The 21,002-nt window shown below is 44.0% G+C and carries 28 protein-coding genes; 13 read left to right on the top strand and 15 right to left on the bottom strand.

Annotated features, from left to right (window positions below; genetic code table 11):
- Nucleotides 1-111 precede the first annotated feature (111 nt).
- The 4 genes from DOE51_RS17940 to DOE51_RS17925 all read right to left on the bottom strand — a co-directional run bounded on the left by DOE51_RS17940 (nucleotide 112) and on the right by DOE51_RS17925 (nucleotide 2,105).
- Nucleotides 112-411 (bottom strand): helix-turn-helix transcriptional regulator, encoded by a 300-nt coding sequence (locus DOE51_RS17940; RefSeq protein WP_142698350.1) that lies wholly within the window; start codon nucleotides 409-411, stop codon nucleotides 112-114.
- Between the two features lie 71 nt (nucleotides 412-482).
- Nucleotides 483-941, bottom strand: coding sequence for an SRPBCC domain-containing protein (locus tag DOE51_RS17935; RefSeq protein ID WP_142697896.1), 459 nt, complete (start codon nucleotides 939-941; stop codon nucleotides 483-485).
- 56 nt (nucleotides 942-997) lie between these two features.
- A complete protein-coding gene (locus DOE51_RS17930; RefSeq protein ID WP_142697895.1) occupies nucleotides 998-1,732 on the bottom strand; it encodes a class I SAM-dependent methyltransferase in 735 nt (244 codons plus the stop codon).
- Nucleotides 1,733-1,787: 55 nt separating this feature from the next.
- On the bottom strand, nucleotides 1,788-2,105 hold the full coding sequence (locus tag DOE51_RS17925) for an EthD family reductase (protein ID WP_142697894.1): 318 nt from the start codon (nucleotides 2,103-2,105) through the stop codon (nucleotides 1,788-1,790).
- A 70-nt stretch (nucleotides 2,106-2,175) separates the two neighbouring features.
- Between DOE51_RS17925 and DOE51_RS17920 the strand changes: the two genes are divergently transcribed.
- Complete coding sequence (locus DOE51_RS17920; protein ID WP_142697893.1) at nucleotides 2,176-2,619, top strand: helix-turn-helix domain-containing protein; 444 nt, start codon at nucleotides 2,176-2,178, stop codon at nucleotides 2,617-2,619.
- Nucleotides 2,620-2,634: 15 nt separating this feature from the next.
- Here DOE51_RS17920 and DOE51_RS19255 read toward each other — a convergent pair whose 3' ends face one another.
- Nucleotides 2,635-3,393 carry a hypothetical protein gene (locus DOE51_RS19255; RefSeq protein WP_210415546.1) on the bottom strand — a complete coding sequence of 253 codons (759 nt, stop codon included), beginning with the start codon at nucleotides 3,391-3,393 and terminating at the stop codon, nucleotides 2,635-2,637.
- A gap of 253 nt (nucleotides 3,394-3,646) precedes the next feature.
- Between DOE51_RS19255 and DOE51_RS17910 the strand changes: the two genes are divergently transcribed.
- A complete protein-coding gene (locus DOE51_RS17910; protein ID WP_142697892.1) occupies nucleotides 3,647-4,129 on the top strand; it encodes a YceI family protein in 483 nt (160 codons plus the stop codon).
- On the opposite strand, the gene DOE51_RS17905 is transcribed toward DOE51_RS17910, so the two are convergent.
- The 8 genes from DOE51_RS17905 to DOE51_RS17870 all read right to left on the bottom strand — a co-directional run bounded on the left by DOE51_RS17905 (nucleotide 4,126) and on the right by DOE51_RS17870 (nucleotide 9,341).
- Entirely contained in the window at nucleotides 4,126-4,728 is a 603-nt protein-coding gene (locus tag DOE51_RS17905; protein ID WP_142697891.1) for a porin family protein, read from the bottom strand. The two genes, DOE51_RS17910 and DOE51_RS17905, sit on opposite strands and share 4 nt — an antisense overlap.
- Nucleotides 4,715-5,899 (bottom strand): hypothetical protein, encoded by a 1,185-nt coding sequence (locus DOE51_RS17900; protein ID WP_142697890.1) that lies wholly within the window; start codon nucleotides 5,897-5,899, stop codon nucleotides 4,715-4,717. The genes DOE51_RS17905 and DOE51_RS17900 overlap by 14 nt, the downstream gene beginning before the upstream one ends.
- A 71-nt stretch (nucleotides 5,900-5,970) precedes the next feature.
- Entirely contained in the window at nucleotides 5,971-6,393 is a 423-nt protein-coding gene (locus tag DOE51_RS17895) for a nuclear transport factor 2 family protein (protein ID WP_168196493.1), read from the bottom strand.
- Nucleotides 6,394-6,460: 67 nt separating this feature from the next.
- Nucleotides 6,461-7,318 (bottom strand): MBL fold metallo-hydrolase, encoded by an 858-nt coding sequence (locus DOE51_RS17890; RefSeq protein ID WP_142697888.1) that lies wholly within the window; start codon nucleotides 7,316-7,318, stop codon nucleotides 6,461-6,463.
- 16 nt (nucleotides 7,319-7,334) lie between these two features.
- Nucleotides 7,335-8,138 (bottom strand): sulfite exporter TauE/SafE family protein, encoded by an 804-nt coding sequence (locus tag DOE51_RS17885; RefSeq protein WP_142697887.1) that lies wholly within the window; start codon nucleotides 8,136-8,138, stop codon nucleotides 7,335-7,337.
- Between the two features lie 5 nt (nucleotides 8,139-8,143).
- A complete protein-coding gene (locus DOE51_RS17880) occupies nucleotides 8,144-8,578 on the bottom strand; it encodes a YeeE/YedE family protein (RefSeq protein WP_142697886.1) in 435 nt (144 codons plus the stop codon).
- Nucleotides 8,575-9,006 carry a YeeE/YedE family protein gene (locus DOE51_RS17875; protein WP_142697885.1) on the bottom strand — a complete coding sequence of 144 codons (432 nt, stop codon included), beginning with the start codon at nucleotides 9,004-9,006 and terminating at the stop codon, nucleotides 8,575-8,577. Before DOE51_RS17875 ends, DOE51_RS17880 begins: the two co-directional genes overlap by 4 nt.
- Nucleotides 9,006-9,341, bottom strand: a complete 336-nt coding sequence (locus DOE51_RS17870; protein WP_142697884.1) for a rhodanese-like domain-containing protein — start codon at nucleotides 9,339-9,341, stop codon at nucleotides 9,006-9,008. The genes DOE51_RS17875 and DOE51_RS17870 overlap by 1 nt, the downstream gene beginning before the upstream one ends.
- 46 nt (nucleotides 9,342-9,387) lie before the next feature.
- Between DOE51_RS17870 and DOE51_RS17865 the strand changes: the two genes are divergently transcribed.
- Both DOE51_RS17865 and DOE51_RS17860 read left to right on the top strand, forming a co-directional pair.
- Complete coding sequence (locus DOE51_RS17865; RefSeq protein ID WP_210415545.1) at nucleotides 9,388-9,702, top strand: helix-turn-helix transcriptional regulator; 315 nt, start codon at nucleotides 9,388-9,390, stop codon at nucleotides 9,700-9,702.
- Between the two features lie 6 nt (nucleotides 9,703-9,708).
- Complete coding sequence (locus DOE51_RS17860; RefSeq protein ID WP_142697883.1) at nucleotides 9,709-11,139, top strand: protein-arginine deiminase family protein; 1,431 nt, start codon at nucleotides 9,709-9,711, stop codon at nucleotides 11,137-11,139.
- 1 nt (nucleotide 11,140) lies between these two features.
- On the opposite strand, the gene DOE51_RS17855 is transcribed toward DOE51_RS17860, so the two are convergent.
- Entirely contained in the window at nucleotides 11,141-12,361 is a 1,221-nt protein-coding gene (locus tag DOE51_RS17855; RefSeq protein ID WP_142697882.1) for an MFS transporter, read from the bottom strand.
- 95 nt (nucleotides 12,362-12,456) lie between these two features.
- Here DOE51_RS17855 and DOE51_RS17850 point away from each other — a divergent pair, with 95 nt between their 5' ends.
- A complete protein-coding gene (locus tag DOE51_RS17850; RefSeq protein ID WP_210415544.1) occupies nucleotides 12,457-13,020 on the top strand; it encodes a hypothetical protein in 564 nt (187 codons plus the stop codon).
- Here the strand turns inward: DOE51_RS17850 and DOE51_RS17845 are convergent, their stop codons facing one another.
- Nucleotides 13,021-13,374 (bottom strand): YciI family protein, encoded by a 354-nt coding sequence (locus DOE51_RS17845; protein WP_142697881.1) that lies wholly within the window; start codon nucleotides 13,372-13,374, stop codon nucleotides 13,021-13,023.
- Between the two features lie 131 nt (nucleotides 13,375-13,505).
- Between DOE51_RS17845 and DOE51_RS17840 the strand changes: the two genes are divergently transcribed.
- The 8 genes from DOE51_RS17840 (at nucleotide 13,506) to DOE51_RS17805 (ending at nucleotide 21,002) form a co-directional block, all read left to right on the top strand.
- Nucleotides 13,506-14,393 carry a sigma-70 family RNA polymerase sigma factor gene (locus DOE51_RS17840; RefSeq protein ID WP_142697880.1) on the top strand — a complete coding sequence of 296 codons (888 nt, stop codon included), beginning with the start codon at nucleotides 13,506-13,508 and terminating at the stop codon, nucleotides 14,391-14,393.
- Between the two features lie 12 nt (nucleotides 14,394-14,405).
- Entirely contained in the window at nucleotides 14,406-15,146 is a 741-nt protein-coding gene (locus tag DOE51_RS17835; RefSeq protein WP_142697879.1) for a class I SAM-dependent methyltransferase, read from the top strand.
- Nucleotides 15,147-15,243: 97 nt separating this feature from the next.
- Nucleotides 15,244-17,445, top strand: a complete 2,202-nt coding sequence (katG, locus tag DOE51_RS17830; RefSeq protein WP_142697878.1) for a catalase/peroxidase HPI — start codon at nucleotides 15,244-15,246, stop codon at nucleotides 17,443-17,445.
- A 127-nt stretch (nucleotides 17,446-17,572) separates the two neighbouring features.
- Nucleotides 17,573-18,430 (top strand): class I SAM-dependent methyltransferase, encoded by an 858-nt coding sequence (locus tag DOE51_RS17825; protein ID WP_142697877.1) that lies wholly within the window; start codon nucleotides 17,573-17,575, stop codon nucleotides 18,428-18,430.
- A gap of 8 nt (nucleotides 18,431-18,438) precedes the next feature.
- Nucleotides 18,439-18,633 (top strand): hypothetical protein, encoded by a 195-nt coding sequence (locus tag DOE51_RS17820; protein ID WP_142697876.1) that lies wholly within the window; start codon nucleotides 18,439-18,441, stop codon nucleotides 18,631-18,633.
- 138 nt (nucleotides 18,634-18,771) lie between these two features.
- Nucleotides 18,772-19,239, top strand: a complete 468-nt coding sequence (locus tag DOE51_RS17815) for a hypothetical protein (RefSeq protein WP_142697875.1) — start codon at nucleotides 18,772-18,774, stop codon at nucleotides 19,237-19,239.
- Nucleotides 19,240-19,264: 25 nt separating this feature from the next.
- The gene (locus DOE51_RS17810) at nucleotides 19,265-19,825 is read left to right on the top strand and encodes a JmjC domain-containing protein (RefSeq protein ID WP_142697874.1); all 561 of its coding nucleotides are present in this window, start codon (nucleotides 19,265-19,267) and stop codon (nucleotides 19,823-19,825) included.
- Between the two features lie 154 nt (nucleotides 19,826-19,979).
- The gene (locus DOE51_RS17805) at nucleotides 19,980-21,002 is read left to right on the top strand and encodes a GNAT family N-acetyltransferase (protein ID WP_168196492.1); all 1,023 of its coding nucleotides are present in this window, start codon (nucleotides 19,980-19,982) and stop codon (nucleotides 21,000-21,002) included.

The following is a 21,002-nucleotide window of genomic DNA, read 5'->3' as shown; positions in this document are numbered from 1 at the left end:
TTAGATAATTATCGAAGTGTCATGAAAATCCCTAAGGGAAACGAATAGATACAGGCTAAAATTTTTTAGCTGTTTACAGGCTTTATGAATTTCAGGGTGCTAAGAATCGGCCTAAATCTTTGAAAGCTTATCAAGATAAGCATGTAAAACGTCACGCTGAATAGACATGCGCATGAACTTACCTTCGCGTGTGATCTCGACCAGACCTGCGGTTTCAAGCTCTTTAATATGATGGGAAAGAGTCGCGGCGCTAATATCGTGCTCTTCTTGTAAAGCACTGCACGACATTGTGCCGTCATTCTTACAAGAGCCGATTTGTTTTAAGATCATATAACGACGAGGCTCGGCAAGGGCTTTGCCGATTTGTTCGAACTGTTTGTCTGTTAAGCGAACTGCTTTGGACGTCGTCATGGGAACATCATACTCGAAAAGCATGTGTTCTGTCCAGTCACGACGCCCATTGCGCAAACGGTGCATTGTATTTAGAAACCAGGATCAATGCCTTGTCCATTGTCGATGAAGTTCTTTAAGCTCTTTGAGATAAAGAAATCCCAGCCACCCGAACAATCTTTATAGCAGACAAACTTTGGCGTTAGCCCCTGATGTGTGAACTTCACTTCGGTTTCGGTGCCCTTAGGAAGAATCTCAAAAATAATATGAGTCCCTTTCCATTCGTCACGAATAGGACTTTCGATATCAGCTTCCGTAACACGCCAAACAATTCTTTTGTTCGGAGTAAGCTCCGTCACTTTTTGAGTGGTGTTGTGATAGTGCTTATAACGATAGTTGAACTCTGAACCTACTTCGTTCGCATCACCTTGAACAGTGCCAATCCACCAGCCTTTAACATTTTTGATCGCTTCATAAACTTCTGCCGGAGTTTTGTTAACGACGATCGAGGTCCTATAATCTTGATCCTTATTTGTTTCCAATGAACTCATGGTTCCTCTTTTCTTTTTATGTCAGGAAGTGCCGGTAATTCTTTGAATAACAAAATCTATTTCTTAGGCTTCACGAAACGATACGCGAACTGATCCGTTTTGCCACGAATAGCGGGATCGAAGACATTGAGTTTATGATCTTCTTTTCTTTCTAAAGTTTTCGATTCGCCGTCGAAAACGAATCCTACTGCTTCAACTTCTTTACGCACGACTGCGGGATCAATACGGTGCAACTTTTCAACTCCTGCATCGTCAGTACCAGCAGGGGCCACGTGATCAACGATGATCAAGTGCCCACCAGGTTTCAACATTTTGAAAAGAACTTTGTTTGCAGCAATGACATCGAGTTTCGGGAAAAGGCTTTTAACATGTAAATCGTGATAGTTCTGCGAAGTCCAAATAACGTCGACGTTTGTAGCTGGCGCTTCCAGGATCGGAGTCACCTTCACTTCGGCATTTTTTGCTCCAGCGACAGCGCCTTGAGCGCCTTCAACGATTTTGTAAGGAGAACTTTCTAACTCTTTTGGTACGTAAGCAATGACATGACCTTTGGGACCCACAAGCGAAGTGAATAAACGAGTGAAGTATCCTTTGCCCGGAATAAAATCCACAACCGTGTCACCTGATTTAATTTGTGCAAACTGCAGAAGCTCGCGGGGATGACGATTCTCATCAACCTTTTTATCTTCGGCAGGACGAGTAGGGCTGGCAAGCGCCGTATCAATAGCGTCAGCGGCGTAAGCAGATGAAACAGAAGCAAGAATTAGAAAAGCGCAAAAAATATTTTTCATAAGATCTCTTTCTGGTTAGGTAGAAGTAAATTTAAGAACTGTCGGTTAAAAAAGTCTAAGCATCAACGCTTTCACCAATAAGAAACATTTGTACGTCTTCGTCATTCGGCGCAAGGATTCTGCGATCTTTGGCGCAGGCTTGACCGCATTCGGAAGCAAAAGCTTCTTTGAGTGCTGACATAGAATCAAAGTAAAGAGTCGCAATCAGATAAGTATTTTTATCGCCAGAGACAACGGCGATGGGGCCACGGCTGACTTCATAGCGTCTCAGTCCGGGAAGGTTTTTAGCTAAGGGAATGTGAATGTCCCAGTAGTGCTTTTCGAAAGCCTCGATATCCTTTGGAGTCTTGTAGATCACCAGCATCTTTGCCATTGAAACCTCACGTTTGAACCAGGATTCGATATTCACTTGCAAAATGCAAGTGAATTGCTAAAATGTATCAATGAGTAGGAAAAAATTGCGCTCCCACTGTCCCATTAATTTCGTTTTGGAAGCTTTTGGGGACAAGTGGACATTATTGGTGTTACGAGACATCGTTTTTCGCGGGAAAAGCACCTACGGCGAATTTCTGAAATCCGAAGAGGGATTTGCAACCAATATCCTGGCGACTCGTCTAGAGCACTTAGAAGCAGAGCACGTTCTGCAAAAGATCGTCGATCCTGCAGATGCCCGTCGCAGCCAATACATGCTGACCGAGAAGGGTTTAGATCTTATTCCAATCTTATTTGAGATGATGGTGTGGAGTGAAAAATACGATCCAAAATCGGAAGCACGACTTATTCCACGCTTGATGGGTCTTATTAAAAACGACAATCACAAAATTAGTGAAAAGGCCAAAGAGCGCTTGCGCAGAGGCCTTCCGTTGTTTCCGGAATATTTGGGCTAAGCGCAGCCCAAGATCTTAGTTATTTGCAGCGCCAGCTGTAATCCAGTCTTTAATTGCCTTGATCGAAGCACTGCTAAGTTTGCTTGAACCTCGTGGCATGGCGCCGGAATTCACCTCTGTATATAAGGTGCTTGCCCCAGGGTTTTTAGCCGAAACATATTTCATAGTGCCACTGTAAGTCTTAAGGCTACTGTGACAACCCGTACAGCTTACTTGCAAAATATTTTTACTGATATACGAGTAGGTTGCGTTTGGATTTGTAGGAGTCGGCGTAGGCGCAGGTGTAGGACTTGGCGTTGGTGTTGGTAGTGGAGTGGGAGAAGGAGACGGAGACGGAGACGGTGTTGGCGTCGGAGTCGGAGTCACGCCACTGTTATTATTGTCCCCGCCGCTATTCACACCCGCAATCCATTCTTGAATAACTTGCCGATCGGTCGTGCTAAGCGGGTTTCCCGGAGGCATCGAATTACTGACAATCTCGTTGTACAGTAGCGATTGATTGGGATTACCTGGAACGATCAAGCCCGCTGAAACCATATGGGAAATATCGCTTAGACCATAGACATTGCCGGAACCACCAGTGGTACCGTGACAAGATGAACAGTTCGTTTGCAGAATCGTCAAAGCCTGGTCAGTGTAAGGATTCGTCAAACTTTGCGAGCTATTAGATTGAGTGGAAGAACTGCTTTGCCAGTTCGAGCTTAAAGGACCTTGCGAACAAGCTGCAGTCATTACAAGACAGCTTGTCAGCGTAAATAGATATTTCAAATTCATAAAAATCTTTCCGCTATCGGTGACTGATATTGAAAGGAAGTATAGCAAGGAACATGCTATCTCCGAGAGAATTAACGCAATCTAGACTTCGACAAATTGTTGAAGCCATCAACTGCGTCTATGAACTTAGCAAAAGGTTGAGGTTTTCAAAGTGAAGATGAGTTCTCTCATATTTTTAATGCGAGTAGAAATTCATCTCGTCTCAAGAGTAGCATTGACGAAGAATCGCTCTGAAAGAGCAAAGGATTGTTCTATGAAAATTATTTTAGTCACTGCTTCGTTACTATTTTCGTCATTGAGTTTTGCGCAAATGGCGGTTGTGGATGTCAGTTTACGCCCAGCGGGTTCATTCAAAGTAAAAACATCAGATGTAAAAGGTTTTGCTGAAAAGAAAGCAGATCACTTCGAAGCGCACAATATTGTGGTGAATCTAAAAGGTATCCAAACGGGCGTATCACTGCGTGATGAACACACAAAAAAACACTTGGATGTAGAAAAATATCCTGACGCTGTTTTGGTTTCCGCGACAGGAAAAGACGGCAAGGGCGAAGGTGTTTTACGCATTCGCGGGATTGATCACAAAATTCAAGGCAGTTATAAACTTGAAGGATCTAATTTAGTGGCACAGTTTCCTTTGAAACTTTCGGATTATAAAATTGATGGCATTAAGTACATGGGTGTAGGTGTTTCTGACGAAGTAAACTTGCTAGTGACAGTTCCGGTTAAGCAAAATTAAAATCGATACCCTAATCCAATTGACCATAGTGTGGAGGCTTTCACAAAAAGTCCTCCGATTTCTTGGCGAATCAACCAACTTGGTGTGAGCTGATAAGTTAGATCCGCAATAAGGCCATAGTTCACTTGCGCTCCCGACTTTACGTCGGTGACACCAGTTTGCGATGGATAGTCGATTTGGCGATTTAAGACAAGTACTCCGGCTGATGAAGCGACTTGTGTGGAAAAGCGATAAACCCCGCGGTAAGAGGCGCGAATTCCCCACCAGCGCACGTTTCCAGCTTGATAATTTGGAATCGCGCCCAGGTTTGCTTGTCCAAACATTAAACTTCCTTCAGCGACAGCGCCCCAGCGTGGAAGAAAGTAGTGTTCGTATTCACCAGTCAAAGCGTTGCCGATAAAATCGCTATAGGTTTTAGGTTGGGTAGCGGCTGGTTCCACATCAGCAAACTCTTTCCAGCTGATATAAGAAACTTCCACGCGAAAATGATTTGCCATTAAGGCTTGTGCGGGTCGGCGGTGTACAACTTGCTCTTGCGCATGCGCCGTCATGACAAAGACATTGATCACAAAGAATAGAATGAATTTATAAAGACACATGCACTTGTCCTTGAATTTGCCAAGTATCGTCTTGGCTGGATTGACTTGAAAGCTGTCTTTCATTCACAAGATCAAAACGCAGTTCCAATCGCGGCAACGGGAATGCAAGAAGTCCCACCATCCATTTCCAATTATCTGGTGAAGTCGATTTAAACTCTTTGTTGTAGTGTTCTACGGAGGCTTCGATGTTGTATCCACGCGTTAGCTCGACCAGAGTTTGCAACATTTCGTAACTTCCAACCGCATCATCACCACCGTCGGGTTTGTCTTTGATAAGCCCACCTTCAAGCATTAAGGAAGATCCTTTCGATAATCCTTGTCGATAAAAAATCGCGAGTAGGTTTTTTTCCAGCACGTCGCTTTTTTCTGTCATAAAGGAAGCACCAAGACGCTTCTTTTCTGCGATCTCGAATTCTCCTGATAATGAAATTCCTTTTTGTTTAAAAGTGGATTGATCGTAAGGGTTGCCGAAAAAGTAATTCAATGAAGCGTCCCACTTGTCTTCGATCTTTTGCAGAATGATTCCTTGAGAGTAAGCATTGCCATCGGAAGTATCATTCTGAACGTTGAAGCCCTGATACGTCCGCTGGTAAGAGGTATGATTGATATTGCGGATACCAAACACCTTTTCCATCATTCCAACGTAAAGCCACCATGTTTTCACGGCTTCGACTCGGATGTAGTATTCTGTTGCCATGAAACGATCGAGACCTTCAGTGCCTTGACCATATTTTGCGGGATCAACAACGTGTCCCCATGTGGCAGTCGCCAAATATTTTCCCTCTTCATCAACTTGCACGGTAAGGCCGGCTTCGGCTTGCATTTGCAGCCATGTAGATTCGGCGTTAGAGCCGCCGGGGTTAACCCAGTCATTTAACCCACGGTATTTGATATGTGGACGCAACCACAACGGAGTTTGTAAAGAGCCAAAGAATCCTGATTGCGCTGCGATTTGTTCATCAGTCATGGATTTAGGATAAAATGCGCGAGAAGCAATTTCCGCAGACCATAAGGCGCGGCCGTAATCGTTAAGAGGCCCGCCACCATTGCCATTGTAATGACAAGTTAGACACGAGCTGTATCCATACGCGATGAAATCGGGATAGGCTTTCGCTTCACACACGAAGAGAAACAAAAAACACAATGCTGCTAGGGCGCGCAAGTTGTTCATTCCAAGAGGTTCATAAAAAACTGTCGCACGCTCAAGAGATTTGAAATTGTCAGGTTAAGATACAGTTCAAATTAAAGTCGTTTGTGAATTGGCTTCATCCCGTTCGATTCGATCGGTACAGACGTATGCTGATGAATGACTTTCCATTCGCCAGAATTATTCTTGCGAAAATTCACAGTCATGCGTTCATCTAAAAAACGCAGCCGTGTTCCATCCGCCGCATGTCCTGCAAAACGAACAAAACAAGTAAGAATTGCTAGTTCGGCATTTTCCGTAATCTCGATATCAGAAAAAGTAACTACGACGTGTTCATCGCCAAGGGAGCCAAACCATTCTTTGGCCATCACAATAACAGAATCACGTCCCCGCATGCTCCACTCGTCCCACATATCAAAAATGCGAACATCGTCGTCATAGAGACTTGCGAATTCTTCGACATTGGAATTTCTAACGGCACGAGCATATTTTTCTGGAAAATCTTTTGCTGAATTCATACTTAGATTTCCCGGTAAAAAGATGAAACTGTCAATAGGGGAGGGAGGGCAAGTTTCCCTCCACCTTTTAACTGATGGGAATACGCAGGTAGCGCTTGCCGTTTTGATCAGCGGGCGGAAGATTTCCGGCATCGATGTTCACCTGCACTGAAGGCAACAAAAGCTTTGGTGCTGCGAGGGTGCGATCTCTTTCGTTTCTTAGCTTAACGAAGTCCTCGAGTGCCGTAGTTCCTTTAAGTTGAATGTTTTCCTTTTTCTCTTCAGCGATGGTCGACATAAATTTTAGCGCGCGACCGTTGGGAAGGTAATCGTGTCCTGTGTACACCTTCGTGTCCTCTGGTAGCTCATAGATTCTTCCGTGAACGGAGCGATACAAATCTGTCGCACTGCCAGCGGGAAAATCACAGCGACCCGTGCCGTAATCGGGCATAAATAAAGCATCACCAACGAAAACATTTCCATCAATGTAGTAGGAAGCGCAAGCCGGTGTATGGCCTGGAGTAAAAAAGGTTTTGATTTTAATAGAGCCCGCTAAAAATTCTTCCCCATCTTTAATAAGGCGATCAAACTGCGAGCCGTCAGTTTTAAACTCTTCCGGCAAGCCAAAGACGCCTTTAAAGATTTCCTGAACCTTTGTGATCTTTTCGCCAATTGCGATCTGCGCTTCTGGGAAGGCTCTTTTAATTATCTGAGAGCCACTAAGATGATCGGCATGAGCGTGAGTTTCAAGAATGAAGTGCAGACGTAATTCGTGGGCGCGCACAAATTCGATAACAGCTTGAGCTGAAACATCACTGATTTTAGAAGCTGCGGAATCATAATCCATAACCGGATCAATGACGATGGCGTCTTTGGTGTTTTCATCCCATACGACGTAAGTAAGGGTCCATGTATTTTTATCGAAAAATTCTTTGATTTGAATCATAAAAATCTCCTGTTATCTACATCGAAATGTGACGAAGTTGTTCAAGCAAGATGGTTGCTCCAATAATTAAGACGAACCATCCGAATGAAACTTTCAGCTTTTGTTCATTTATTTTATGGGCGATACGCGAGCCGGCAACGATTCCGATCATCGCGGTGCCAGCAATCAAACCTAGGAGCTTCCAATCAACAATGCTCCCCCGTAAAATATCTCCACCGAAGCCGATTAGAGATTGCAGGGCGATAATTGTTAACGAAGTTCCAATGGCAACTCTCATTGTTAGACCGGCCAGCAGAACAAGGGCAGGTATAATCAGAAAACCTCCACCAGCCCCGACGAAACCTGCAATCAATCCGACAACGAAACCTTGAGTTGCGACAAGAATGATGCGCCAATGCTCGTTTTTCGAAGAAGGTGGGTTGGCTTTTCTTCTTTTAATCATCGAGTAAGATGCCGCGATCATAAGGACTGCGAACACGATCATCACAAGGATCTCTTTGGTTAATTCAAGAAATCCGAAACTAAATATCGTGTCAGGAATAAAGGGGATAACTAAACCACGCGATAGATTAACACCAATCACACTGGGTATCGCAAAGGCCATTCCGACCTTAAAATCGAAATCTCCTTTTCGAATATACATAAAACTGCCAACTAGCGCTGTAATTCCGACAACGAAAAGCGAATATCCGGTTGCGATTGTCGGAGTGATATTAAAAAGATAAACCAAAATGGGAACAGTTAATATCGATCCGCCGCCCCCCATTAAGCCCAGAATGATTCCCATCAGAAAACTTGCGATCAATCCGAAAGTTGCCATGTTTGTTACTCCTTGAGCTTTAAGAGAGGTTCAGTTTTTTTGAATAGCAACATACCAACAAGCATGGCGCCGACAAAAAAGACTGCGCGCATATCACCGCTTGCTATAGAAGTAATGCCTGGTCCGGGGCAATAGCCGCCCAACCCCCAACCAATTCCGAATAATAACGAACCGAGCAGCAATCGTGCGGTAATGTCTTTTCGTGTTGGCACGTGCCATTTTGTATCTAAAAGTGGTGACGCTCGTTTCTTAACGATCGGATAACTAATGACGTGAACGCCGATTGCACCAATCATCACAAATAGCAAAGATGGATTCCAGTTCCACGGATCAAGAAAGCCGATGACCTTTTGAGGTTGAGTCATTCCTGAAAGTGCTAGCCCAAAAGCGAAGAGTAGGCCCACTATAAATGCGACGAAACTTTGTTGGGTATTTTTCATAGCGCGCCTCCATTTAAAAATCGCAAAGCTGTGACCGCAAGAAATCCGAATAGTATAAAGGTAGCAGTAGCAATTAAAGATCTTATCGAGAAACGGCTGATTCCGCAGACTCCATGGCCACTGGTGCAACCACTGCCCATGACGGTTCCATAGCCCACAAGAACCCCGGCGATAATGATCTGCAAGAAATTGCGGTTTGATAAATTTGTTAGCAGATCAGGATGAAGAAGGTGAATGATGACGCCACCAATAGTAAGACCGATAAGAAATGCCCATCGCCACATGTTATCCGAGCTTCTGGTTGATATCGCAGAAGAAACTATTCCGCTAATGCCAGTAACTCGTCCGTTAAACAGCAGCATCAACGTGACGGCGACACCTATGATTGCGCCTCCTAGTAAAGGATAAAGAACTAAAGACGGGTCCATTATTTTCCTCCCGCGACAGGCAAATTCAGGTTGTTCCACAAGATCATGCCGCCTTGAAGATTGATCGTGTTGGTGAAGCCCAATTCCATACTCTGCGTAGTTGCTCTTCCCGAGCGGGCTCCGCTACGACAAACGAAGACAATCTGTTCATCTTTGTTTTTGTGATTTGTTAGATATGTATCCAACGCCTGTCCTAATGGGACTAGTTGAGCTTTGGGAATATGTGATAATTCGCCGACGAATTCTTCTGGTTGGCGCACATCTATAAGCGTTACTTTGTCCATTATGGCGGCGAGTTCCTGAGGGGCTATTTCTGGGATGCCATTCGTGTTCATGGTTATTCTCCTTGACTGACACTTTATGTTATTATAATATAATAATATGAAAAAGCAAGGTGACCCAAAAGTCCTGTCCGAAATGAGACAAAAAAGTGAAGAAGTTGCAGCCTTAATGAAGCAGCTTTCACATCCCCAAAGGATGTTAATACTCTGTAGTCTGGCCAGCGGTGAAAAATCTGTAGGCGAGATAGAAGAAGCCTGTGGCGCTTCTCAATCTGCAGTTTCTCAATTCTTAAAGAGTATGCGTTTAGAAGGACTGGTAGAGGCGCAACGCGATGGAAAACAAGTCTACTATAAGATAGTAGATAAAAGAGTTCTTGAGCTGATAAGATCGTTATATAAGATTTTTTGCGAATAGGGACCTATGTTGAAGTGGCTTATTCTTATTTTTGCAATTGCTGGTCAGGCATATTCAGAACCATTGCCTGTTTGTCCTGCGGGGATTTCTATTTTAGACGAGTCTTATCCCGCAAAATTTATTGTCATGTCAGATGCTGCAAATCAAGGCTATCTAGAAGACAAGATGAGCTTGCTTACGAAGGTCATCCCTGAGGTTCTTCAAGATCCAAATATGCATGTTTTGTTGATCGCTAAGAAGAATAACTTCGCGGCATTGCAAAAGAATCTTTCCGAAGAGCAAAAGAAGAGACTACAAAGAATCAGCAAAGTGCCATCAACAAATTGGATGCAGGATCCATGGGTTGTTCAGTTTGATTCAAAAAGTGGTGCGCCGATTTTGCGTCCGCTGCTGAAATATAATGGCAATTTTGATTCTGTTAAACTGCTTCAGGCTCTTAGCAGTGCGATGAAGCCCGAGTTATCCGCGACCATCAGTGCGGGGCTTAGCAATTCCAAGAGTTCTGATGCAATGAGCGGGCAGTATGGTGGCAATTTCTTAGCGATGGGTGCTTTGTGTCTTGTAGGTTCAAGCAACTTGAAAGACCAGTTCGCGCCTATCGCCAAACAGGTCTGTGGATCTGCGACCGTGATGAAAGTACCAACATCATTTTTAAATGTCGGGCACGCTGATGAAGTCGTGAAGGCTTTACCGGTCGTGAAATTGAGTGCGGAATCGTCATGTCCCATGGCCATTATGATTGCAAGTCCGCGCAAAGCAAAGAAGTTGATGCAAGAAAATCCCGACGATGTGCTTTTTGATTTCCGCGATAACAATGGCGAGCCCCTTCGCAAAGAAGACGCCTTAGTGCAATTAGAAGATCGCCGTTATTATCGTATGTTATGTATGCGTATGATGGGAAAGAAGCGAAAAACTCCGACGGCACGTTGGATTGAAGACTCGTTTCCTACAGACGAGGCCACTCAAAATGTGGATTTAGCTCCGTGTCTTTCATTTAAGAATAAAGATTTTCTAAATTTCTTTAAAGAGCACTCAGATTATGAAAAGGCGATGGATCATGTGCAAGAACGCATGGATGGCTTCATTAAAGATCTGACGGCGCAAGTGAAGAAGGATAGACCGCAATGTGCTTTGAATGTCATCGAAGTGCCGCAATATTTCGCTGGTAAAATCCGTCAGACTATCCGTCATGGTTTTAAACCGCGCATTGAATCTGCACAGTCGTTATTTCCCAATCCAAGTAACGGGGAAGTTTTCGGAGATAAATATCTATTACCAGATCCAGTGAATACGAGTTTCAGAAAAGATTTAACACAATCGCTGACAGCTATCGGATTGAAACCAGTTTTCCTCGACACGCACTTTGCTCATCGACTGCAGGGCAATTTTCATTGTTCCGAAAAAACAATTCGTTTATGTAAACCCGCAGTAAAGTGAATCAATCCTCTGCACGTGAGGCCGCAGGGGAAAGGGTTTGTATGACAAATCCTCCGACGCCGTTTAAGACCCAAATTACGCCACAGAAGATAATTACTGTGCGCACCGACAGGCCTTTGATCAACAGCGGTGAAATCAAAGTGAAGAACAAGGTTCCCGCTGACTCGACCGCCATTTTTAAACGAAAGACTTTAGTTAAATCACGCACCGGGAATTTTTTCTGCATTAAATCAATAAAAGCTAAATCGTTCATTGGGCCCGTAAGACCTGCTAACGCGGCTGCGATGATAACAAGTGAAATGGATGGCGCCAGGCCAATCAGCATAAAGCCCAATCCCAACCACATGTAGCCTGAATAAAGCAGATACAATAATCTTTTGCGTGCGCGATTTCCGAAATACAAAGATCCCGCAAAATTTCCTAAACCATAAGAAGCCATCACAAGACCGAAGGCTTTGGCATCTCCATGAGTCATCTCGTGGATCAATAATGGAAAGCCAATCATCAAAGCTAAATTCCACGTGCCAGTCGTAATCGCTTTGGTGAAGAAAATATAACTCATTCCCGTTTTTTCGCGCACGAGTTCAAAACCTGAGGCGATGGTTTTAATAAAACTTGGGCGATGAGTTTGCTCTTCATTTAAATTTGCCGGAATAGATTTTTTGAGCGAGTTCACTGATAACGCCGAAACGATAAACGTCAACGCATCTAATGTGAAAAAGTGAATCATCGGAATGAATGCCGAAAGAAGACCAACAATCGCAGGACCCACCATGCGCGCCATGCGAATCGTTGTGCCCATCAAACCATTCGTTGCTTGCATTGTCTCAGTATCTTTTGCAAGAAGCGGAATCGTTGCTTGCGTCGCAGGATCGAAGAACGCGCTGAGTGCCGATAAAGTTAAAGCCACCGCCCATAACACTGTCAGCGGCAACGGTATAAAGAAAGAAACAACCACAGGAATAAGCACGATGACCGCACGTAACAGATCAACACCGACCATCGTGCGCAGCGGATGCCATTGATCGGCCCACTTGCCACCAATGAAACTTAAAAGCATCAACGCAGCAGTTTGTCCGGCAGCTAAGTAACCTGTGTTCGCTCCCATTAAGCCAACGGCAAACCACGTCAGACCCACACGATAGATCTCATCACCCACTGAAGAACATGCTTGCCCGAACCACAAACGCAGAAGTTGTGGCTGTCGAAGAGCCTTTAACATAATGCTTTTTCCTAAGGCGAACGCCCTGATCTTATTGTACTCGCTTCACAGAGAAATTCATTTGGAATCTTTGCCAATTTCGGTAAAGTGAGGCGATGAGTATATCTGCCAGCGCCTTTTCTTTTGGCTCACTTCATAAATCATGGGACGTGTTTCTTCTGTTTACGATTCCCATTGGTGGGGGCATTCCTGCCGGAGTGGTCTTGGCTCAAAGTAAGGGCATTGGCTGGATTGCGATGTCGATTCTTTATCTTATTTCCGACATTGTGCTGGCGTTTGTTTTTGAGCCAATCATGATGATTTTTGCGAAGCTCGCAAAACGTTCCGCATTTCTGACTCAGTTTATTGAGAACATGAAAACAGTCACAAATAAAACCATCGCATCTTACGGACCCAATCCCGGTCCATTCTTATTGGTATTGATCGCATTTGGCGTAGATCCGATGACTGGTAGAGCAGCCGCATTGGCACAAGGTCATAATTTTATTTCCGGTTGGGCTGTCGCCATTGCCGGTGACATGATGTTTTTCTGGGTGGTGATGGCTTCAACGATCTGGCTCAACAGTATTCTGGGCGATGGCACGTGGACCGCAATCATCATTATGATTTTGATGTTCGCGATCCCGCCGCTAATTCGTAAGATTCGTGTTAAAGAATAGTTACCAATATTTTTCAATGGGTCTGACTTCAATGGATCCACCAAGTTTTGCAGCAGGAATTTGTGCAGCAAGGTTTAATGCTGCCTCTATATTTTCTGCTTCGAATTCAAAGCAACCCGCAACACCCTCAGCTAAATAAGTTCCTTCTTGAACCGTCATTTTGCCATCAACAACTTTGACCGTTTTCGCCGCGGAGGGCACGCCTAAGGGCATTCCGGGTTTTACACCTGGCGTATTGTTGATTTTTCCGTAGTCCGCATAGATCGCTTTTTGTTCATCTTGAGACAATGTATTCCATTTTTCTGTGCCAGGAACTGGTGTTGTGCCTTGATAGATTAAAAGTGCGAATTTCATATATTTCTCCTTTATTCAATGACTTAGACGGGTTGGGAAAGGACAATATATTTATTGTCACAACTTGGTTTCTTCATCCGTCATGCATATGACGAGTGAAGTTTAGAATATGTGACAGGTGGGAAGAAAAAATGCGTGAAAATTATTGGCTGTTAAATAAATTTGAAGAAAGTCGCAGTCACTTAGAAGGTGTTGCATTTCGTTTGTTGGGCTCGAAAGGAGAAGCAGACGATGCCATTCAAGAAGCTTGGATCCGAGTTAATCGCGCTGATACACAAAGCATTGATAATTTTGGTGGCTGGCTGACAACAATCGTTTCACGCATCTGTTTAGATATGCTTCGTTCGCGTAAAATCAGAAAAGAAGAACCTATTCCTGTTAGCTATGAAGAGGCTGTCACAACTCAAAGCCCAGAAGAAGAAATTCTGTTAGCAAATGCCATGGGGCCAGCGTTGGTTGTTGTTCTTGAAACTTTAACTCCACCAGAACGTGTTGCCTTCGTTTTGCATGACCTGTTTGATATAGAGTTTGAGCAAATTGCCAACGTGTTAAATAAATCTGAAGTCGCAACCCGACAGCTTGCGAGTCGAGCACGTACCAAAGTTCGCGGTGCTAAAAGTGAATCAAAGAAAGAAAGCGATCAAAAGATCGTTTCGGCTTTTCTTGCGGCCTCGCGCAGTGGGAATCTTGAAGGCTTGCTGCAATTACTAGATCCGAACATCATTTTGCGCGCAGACGATACGGCAATTACGACAGCAGCAGCTAACAAAGATCGTGGCGCTCCGCAATTCGCAAAAGAATTGCACGGCAAGACAGTTATCGCAGACACCTTTAAGGGACGCGCTGTTGCGGCACAGTTGGCACTTATCAATGGTCAAGCGGGCGCAACTTGGATCGCGGGCGAAAAACCACGCGTCGTATTTACATTTACAATCACTGACGGAAAAATCACAGAAATCGGGGTGATCATGAATCAAGACGATTTAAATGATATCGACGTAAAAGTTCCGAATATATGATAAGCTTCTTTTATGAAACAGAACGCTTACGACAACTCACAATTTTTTTCGAAATACGCGGAACTTCCACGCTCAAAGATGGGACTAGTCGCGGCTAACGAATGGCCTGAGCTCAAAAAGCTTCTTCCCGATTTAAAAGGGCTTAAGGTTTTAGATCTTGGCTGTGGTTACGGATGGCACTGCCGATATTTGAAAGAGAATGGTGCGGCACATGTCATCGGGTTAGACCTTTCTTTCAAAATGTTAGAAAAAGCGCGCCAAGAAAATGGCCTTGATGGTGTCGAGTATATACAAGGTGCCATCGAGGATATCTCATTCAAAGATGCCGAGTTTGATTTGGTATTTAGTTCACTCGCATTCCATTATGTCGAAGATTTTGACCGTGTTTGTAAGACAATTCAGCGCATCTTAAAAAATGGCGGCAAATTTGTTTTTTCGACCGAGCATCCCGTTTTCACGGCCCGAAAAGAACAAGATTGGGCGCGTGATATCAATGGTAAAATTCAACATTGGCCCGTTGATGGCTATCATCAAATTGGAAAACGCCATACCAGCTGGTTGGCGGATGATGTGATTAAATATCACCGCACTTTTTCATCAATTTTAGATTCATTGCTGTCAGCTGGCTTCGAAATTAATAAAATCGCTGAACCCACTTTGACTGAGGACACCTTAAAGCAACATCCTGAATGGAGCGATGAAATTCGCAGGCCCATGTTTCTATTAATTGCCGCAACGAAGAAACCAATATAACTGCGAGATGACATTGTTATAAAATACAAATGGGCAGTAGGCGTATTCGGTCAGAAGATTTTATGCGTAAACATAAAATATCTAGAAGGAGTACGTCATGTCTGAACCTCGCAGTGAAAGTGAAAACCCCGCCATTCCCTCTCCCAAACCAAAAACAGGTCGTCGCCCACGTTCGAATCGTGATTGGTGGCCGAATCAATTAGATCTGTCGGTGTTAAATCAAAATTCTCCGCATATGAATCCGATGGAGAAAACTTTCAAATATTCTGAAGAGTTTAAGAAGCTAGATGTCGAAGCTTTGAAGAAAGACATGTTTAAACTTATGACTGACTCGCAAGAATGGTGGCCTGCAGATTATGGTCACTATGGCCCGTTCTTTATTCGTATGAGCTGGCATGCGGCTGGAACTTATCGTATCGAAGACGGTCGCGGTGGTGGCGGTGACGGTGCCCAAAGATTTGCGCCACTGAATAGCTGGCCCGATAATGCGAACTTGGATAAAGCACGTAGACTGCTATGGCCAATTAAAAAGAAATACGGTCGTAAAGTTTCCTGGGCAGATCTTTTAGTATTTGCTGGCAACTGCGCTTTAGAATCAATGGGCTTTAAAACTTTTGGTTTTGCTTTCGGTCGTGAAGACGTGTGGGAACCAGAAGAAGTTTTCTGGGGTCCCGAAGACACATGGCTTGGCGATGAACGCTACAGCGGTGATCGTGAATTAGCAAATCCATTGGGGGCCGTGCAAATGGGTTTGATTTATGTGAATCCCGAAGGACCGAACGGCAATCCCGATCCAAGTAAAGCCTCAAAAGATATTCGCGAAACATTCGCGCGTATGGCAATGAACGATGAAGAAACGGTGGCGTTGATTGCTGGCGGTCACACATTCGGAAAAACTCATGGCGCTGCAAAAGCAGATCATGTGGGACCTGAGCCCGAAGGTTGTCCAATGCACGCGCAAGGTTTGGGTTGGAAGAACTCTTATAAAACCGGGAAAGGCCCGCATGCTATCACCAGCGGTCTTGAAGGTGCGTGGACAGCGTCACCTACTCAATGGAGTCACGGCTTCTTTAATAACTTACTTAGTTATGAGTGGGAATTATCAAAAAGTCCTGCCGGTGCTCATCAGTGGAAACCAAAAAATAAAGAAGCACAAAACACCGTACCTGATGCGCATGATCCTGACACGAAACATGCTCCGACAATGTTAACGACGGATTTAGCGTTAAATGTTGATCCTGAATACAAAAAGATTTCTGAACGCTTTCACAAAAATCCGCAAGAGTTCGCCGATGCATTCGCGAAAGCATGGTACAAACTTCTTCATCGCGACATGGGACCGATTGCGCGCTATTGGGGACCATGGGTGCCACCACCACAGTTGTGGCAAGATCCGGTTCCTAAAGTAGATCATAAATTAATTGATGCCGCTGATATCAAATCATTAAAGGAAAAAATTCTTGCGTCGGGAATTAATAACTCGCGCTTAATTGCGACGGCGTGGGCTGCGGCCTCTTCTTTCCGTGGAACCGATATGCGCGGGGGAGCAAATGGCGCGCGCTTGCGTTTGTCTCCTCAGCGAAGTTGGGAAGTCAATGAACCGCAAGAATTAGAAAAAGTTCTTCCAGTGCTTGAAAAAATTCAAGGCGATTTCAATAAATCTCATTCAGGAAAGCAAGTGTCTTTGGCTGATGTAATTGTCTTAGGTGGCTGTGCAGCGGTTGAAGCGGCTGCAAAGAATGCGGGACAAAATATCGAAGTTCCATTTTCGCCAGGACGTTCGGATGCGACTCAAGATATGACGGATGTGCATTCGTTTGCGGTGCTTGAACCCAAAGCCGATGGCTTTCGCAATTATGTCGGGCCAAAAACAAAATTATCGCCAGAAACTTTGTTATTGGATCGCGCCAATATGCTGAACCTGACGGCGCCAGAGATGACAGTGCTTCTGGGGGGCATGCGTGCGCTTGATTTAAATTATGGCGGTTCAAAACATGGTGTTTTCACTGAAAAGCCAGGAACCTTGACCAACGATTTCTTCACGAACCTTTTGGACATGAATACCGAATGGAGTCCGTCCTCAAAAGAGGGCATCTATGAAGGTAAAGATCGCAAGACAGGAAAAGTGAAGTGGACAGCGACCGCCGCTGACTTAGTATTCGGTGCCCACGCACAATTACGTGCTTTCGCAGAAGTCTATGCAGCAGATGATGCAAAAGAAAAATTCGTTCGCGACTTCGCATTGGCGTGGCATAAAGTGATGAACCTAGATCGCTTCGACTTAGCCGAGCGTCCGTAAGATTAAATGGTTATTAGAAAACAAAAGGCGGTCAAATTGATCGCCTTTTGTTTTTTTGGTCTGGCATCTTATTGCCGATCACAACGGGATGATTTAATTTTGAGAGTGTCGTTAGAAAAGGATTTTTATGGCTGACAATAAAGCAACTATTCCTGATCACACCGCAGTTCGTACAGCCTTGTGGCGCGCACTTCACACACAAGTCGATGCATATCCTTACGTGCTTGATGATACTGTCGGTTTAAAACTAGTTGGCAGCGATGATAGCTGGAGACAACGTCCTGATATGGCTCCGGGATGGACTCGCGGTTATAGAGCAAGCATTGTTGGTCGCGCTCGTTACATCGAAGATCTTGTGACTGAACAGGCAGAACACGGAATTACTCAATATGTGATTCTTGGAGCAGGCCTTGATACATTTGTGCAACGACGTCCTGACCTTGCGTCTAAAGTTGAAGTTTATGAAATCGATATGCCAGCGACACAAGAATGGAAGCGCCAACGTTTGATGAATACAGGCTATGGGATTTCTAATAACCTCCATTTAGTACCTGTCGATTTCGAAGCCGGCGAATCCTGGAGAGAGAAGTTAGTTCGTCACGGCTTTAAAGCCGATCAACCAGCGATTGTGGTTTCAACGGGTGTTGCGATGTATTTAACTCGTGAAGCAAACTTTAAAAGCTGGCGCGAGATTGCAACCATGGCTCCAGGTTCCATCTTTGCGATGACATTCATGTTGCCGTTAGATCTGCTCGATCCTTTAGAGCGCGAAGATATGGTGAAGGTCAGTGCACGTGCGGCGGCAGCGGGAACTCCGTTCATTAGCTTTTTCCGTCCCACAGAGATATTGGAACTTGCGAAAGAAGCAGGTTTTAAAAAAACGAAAGTCGTTTCTCGCGACGATTTAGTAAAACGTTATTTCGCAGGCAGAACAGACGGTCTAATCCCAGCAACCGGCGAAGAATTCTTAGTCGCTTCAACATAGGAGACGCGATGGACGAACAAGATTTTGAAGGAACCCTTGTTTTAGAAAAGTTATCGGAGATCGGTAAACTTGATGCCTTCTTTGAAGCAATCGATTCTGACGACTTCGATAAAGCAAAATCCCTGATGAAGCGCGCGAATATCGACTTTGAAACCATAGCGATGGTAATGAAAAAGATGCGCGACCCCGACGGCACTCATTAATCCCAGATCGGAGACGGAGTTCTCCGGTTTCGGACGGACAAAACACTTCAGCTTCAATATATCGCATTTGAGTCATCAAAAGTGATGGCACATCCTTAGCTTTATGGATTCTCCAAACAAACCTTCAAAGGAGAAAACATGAACTCAAAAGTATTAAAATCAGCTATTTTCGGGACTCTAAGCCTTCACAGCCTGATCGCTTCTTCTGCGCAAGCAGCATTGAACGACTTCGCGCCTTCTGAAACAAATGAAGAGGTGACTCACGTTCAACAATCGCCAGCTCAAATGGCCGAAAGAATTATTCAAAAGCGTATTGTGGGATTCGATCCAAAACAGGCTGTCGAGACACTTTCTTATCTGAATGAAGCAGGAGTGGAAAGATTTGAAAAAGATGGTTCCGTTCTTGTTACACCCGAAATGATTCAAGACATTATGGAAGTAGCGACCGTCGACGGCATTGAAGTAAGAATTCTTAACGTCGAAGAAGAGTTAGTTCGTGTAAAATTCGCCGCTCATGATTTGAATAAATTTGATCGTACAAAAATTGAGAAAGCACGCCAGCTGGCAGAGCGCTACGTTTTGAAATGCGATATGGATGGAAAATAATTGAATAGATGCGAAGGACCGATTTATGAAAGCTTATAATATTTTTTTAAAAGACGTCGTCCTCCCAAGTTCTAACGATTTGAAAAATCATGCCTCTATAAACGAGTCCTTCGCATCTCGTATTCGTCACATCGAAACTAATGAGAGTAATTTTATCCACTCGTCTGAGTGCTCTGCGACTTCGACGTGGGCATTTACTTCCGTGGAAAAGGAATTTGAAAGCGTTAAGACCGCTTGCAACTTATTAAGTGAACTCCTAAAAAAACGAGTCCAATGTAATGCTTATTGGACACCCGCTCACCAGCAGGGGCTTCCGGCTCATTATGATTTACATGATGTATACGTTATCCAGATCGAAGGCTCTAAAAGATGGAAGACTTGGATGCCATTCCGAAAATCAGCGACATATGAAACTTTGCTCATTGATGAAAAAGAAAATTTACCTAATTGGACAAGTAAGATGCCGGCGAGAAGATTGGTACTTCGGTACCGAGATTGTTTGTATCTTCCAACTGGAATGCCGCATGAATGTATAGCCACTGAAGAAGATTCATTTCACTATTCGTTTGGAATTTACAATGACTAAGCCGGAAATTCATTTAAAGATCAGAAAAGTTCTAGAGAGATTTCAAGCGAACCTGCTCTACTCTTACATTGGGGGCTCATTTAACACGCCCTTTTTTACAAATAGTTCGGACATAGATCTTGTACTTGTTTGGGCCGAGAAACCAAGTTTGCAGATGCGAACAGAAATTCTAGCAGCTCTGACGAATACTTTTTTTGGAAAAACAGAGTGGACTTTCTTCGATGCCAATGAAGTCATCTTGCGCGATGCCTTAAAGTTATCGGACTTTAGAAAAATCGAAATATATCATCATGGTCTTGAGGCGTTTCAAGATCTATTAATTTATCAAGCTATGCAACCCGGTTTGACGTTCAGTATCTTACATCGTCAAGTCGTCTTCGAATCTGTTGACATGAATCTCTTTGTTGAAAGTTATCTTCCTTCCTCGTCTGAAATACAAAATGAAATGAAAGAGAGATTTTTTGCAGTTAAATCTGCTCTTGCGGCGAATGATTCTAATGTACGTATTTTGATTATTGAATTTGTGGCTCTTTCACTTTATGGAGCTATTCCCGCAACGAAACATTTCGATAAAATCGTGTCTTCTCTTCCAGACTTTGAACTATTCCAAAAAGGTGATTATGTGGCTTGGGCCGACCAGACAAACGAGTTTTTAATGAATCTGGCTGAAATAAAACCCGCAGAACTTCTTGCTTCGGAAGAAATTCAGGTAAGAAGACATAATGATGAACACAACGCTGAAGTTCTATCGAGGGTTTTGGCGCAACGTCCACGTCTTGAAAAGTTTCTGTCTTGGCCAAAGAACATTCAAAATTTAGACGATCAAATTCGTTTCGGGGAAAAGGCACGAAAACAGTGGGAAGCTGGTGAAGCCTTCCATTATCAAATATTTTATGAGGATCAATTCGCTGGGGCCGTGTCTATCCATTCTTTAAATATGCCTGACGGAAGTTATGAATTTGGGTATTGGATCGATGAAAAATTTGAAGGAAGAGGTTTCATTCAGAGGACTCTTCATCTTCTGATGGCAGAGATGAAAGACAAGGGCTGGGTGAATGCGAAAATTACTGTGAAAGAAAGCAATATCCGTTCACAGAAAATCCCTCTTAAGCTCGAGATGAGACTTATCTCTGAATATGTTCGCAATAATGAAAGATTTCTAGTCTATTCAGCTTAG

It is taken from the genome of Bdellovibrio sp. NC01 (assembly GCF_006874625.1).
In the GTDB taxonomy this organism is placed as follows: Bacteria; Bdellovibrionota; Bdellovibrionia; order Bdellovibrionales; family Bdellovibrionaceae; genus Bdellovibrio.
The sequence above is the reverse complement of the archived record's forward strand: the minus strand, read 5'-3'. Positions and strand labels throughout refer to the sequence as shown.

Bases quoted from the DNA above. Each gene is read 5' to 3' on its own strand.
- DOE51_RS17940 (WP_142698350.1), bottom strand. From the start codon at position 411: ATGACGACGTCCAAAGCAGTTCGCTTAACAGACAAACAGTTCGAACAA.
- DOE51_RS17935 (WP_142697896.1), bottom strand. From the start codon at position 941: ATGAGTTCATTGGAAACAAATAAGGATCAAGATTATAGGACCTCGATC.
- DOE51_RS17930 (WP_142697895.1), bottom strand. From the start codon at position 1,732: ATGAAAAATATTTTTTGCGCTTTTCTAATTCTTGCTTCTGTTTCATCT.
- DOE51_RS17925 (WP_142697894.1), bottom strand. From the start codon at position 2,105: ATGGCAAAGATGCTGGTGATCTACAAGACTCCAAAGGATATCGAGGCT.
- DOE51_RS17920 (WP_142697893.1), top strand. From the start codon at position 2,176: ATGAGTAGGAAAAAATTGCGCTCCCACTGTCCCATTAATTTCGTTTTG.
- DOE51_RS19255 (WP_210415546.1), bottom strand. From the start codon at position 3,393: ATGAATTTGAAATATCTATTTACGCTGACAAGCTGTCTTGTAATGACT.
- DOE51_RS17910 (WP_142697892.1), top strand. From the start codon at position 3,647: ATGAAAATTATTTTAGTCACTGCTTCGTTACTATTTTCGTCATTGAGT.
- DOE51_RS17905 (WP_142697891.1), bottom strand. From the start codon at position 4,728: ATGTGTCTTTATAAATTCATTCTATTCTTTGTGATCAATGTCTTTGTC.
- DOE51_RS17900 (WP_142697890.1), bottom strand. From the start codon at position 5,899: ATGAACAACTTGCGCGCCCTAGCAGCATTGTGTTTTTTGTTTCTCTTC.
- DOE51_RS17895 (WP_168196493.1), bottom strand. From the start codon at position 6,393: ATGAATTCAGCAAAAGATTTTCCAGAAAAATATGCTCGTGCCGTTAGA.
- DOE51_RS17890 (WP_142697888.1), bottom strand. From the start codon at position 7,318: ATGATTCAAATCAAAGAATTTTTCGATAAAAATACATGGACCCTTACT.
- DOE51_RS17885 (WP_142697887.1), bottom strand. From the start codon at position 8,138: ATGGCAACTTTCGGATTGATCGCAAGTTTTCTGATGGGAATCATTCTG.
- DOE51_RS17880 (WP_142697886.1), bottom strand. From the start codon at position 8,578: ATGAAAAATACCCAACAAAGTTTCGTCGCATTTATAGTGGGCCTACTC.
- DOE51_RS17875 (WP_142697885.1), bottom strand. From the start codon at position 9,006: ATGGACCCGTCTTTAGTTCTTTATCCTTTACTAGGAGGCGCAATCATA.
- DOE51_RS17870 (WP_142697884.1), bottom strand. From the start codon at position 9,341: ATGAACACGAATGGCATCCCAGAAATAGCCCCTCAGGAACTCGCCGCC.
- DOE51_RS17865 (WP_210415545.1), top strand. From the start codon at position 9,388: ATGAAAAAGCAAGGTGACCCAAAAGTCCTGTCCGAAATGAGACAAAAA.
- DOE51_RS17860 (WP_142697883.1), top strand. From the start codon at position 9,709: ATGTTGAAGTGGCTTATTCTTATTTTTGCAATTGCTGGTCAGGCATAT.
- DOE51_RS17855 (WP_142697882.1), bottom strand. From the start codon at position 12,361: ATGTTAAAGGCTCTTCGACAGCCACAACTTCTGCGTTTGTGGTTCGGG.
- DOE51_RS17850 (WP_210415544.1), top strand. From the start codon at position 12,457: ATGAGTATATCTGCCAGCGCCTTTTCTTTTGGCTCACTTCATAAATCA.
- DOE51_RS17845 (WP_142697881.1), bottom strand. From the start codon at position 13,374: ATGAAATTCGCACTTTTAATCTATCAAGGCACAACACCAGTTCCTGGC.
- DOE51_RS17840 (WP_142697880.1), top strand. From the start codon at position 13,506: ATGCGTGAAAATTATTGGCTGTTAAATAAATTTGAAGAAAGTCGCAGT.
- DOE51_RS17835 (WP_142697879.1), top strand. From the start codon at position 14,406: ATGAAACAGAACGCTTACGACAACTCACAATTTTTTTCGAAATACGCG.
- katG (WP_142697878.1), top strand. From the start codon at position 15,244: ATGTCTGAACCTCGCAGTGAAAGTGAAAACCCCGCCATTCCCTCTCCC.
- DOE51_RS17825 (WP_142697877.1), top strand. From the start codon at position 17,573: ATGGCTGACAATAAAGCAACTATTCCTGATCACACCGCAGTTCGTACA.
- DOE51_RS17820 (WP_142697876.1), top strand. From the start codon at position 18,439: ATGGACGAACAAGATTTTGAAGGAACCCTTGTTTTAGAAAAGTTATCG.
- DOE51_RS17815 (WP_142697875.1), top strand. From the start codon at position 18,772: ATGAACTCAAAAGTATTAAAATCAGCTATTTTCGGGACTCTAAGCCTT.
- DOE51_RS17810 (WP_142697874.1), top strand. From the start codon at position 19,265: ATGAAAGCTTATAATATTTTTTTAAAAGACGTCGTCCTCCCAAGTTCT.
- DOE51_RS17805 (WP_168196492.1), top strand. From the start codon at position 19,980: ATGCGAACAGAAATTCTAGCAGCTCTGACGAATACTTTTTTTGGAAAA.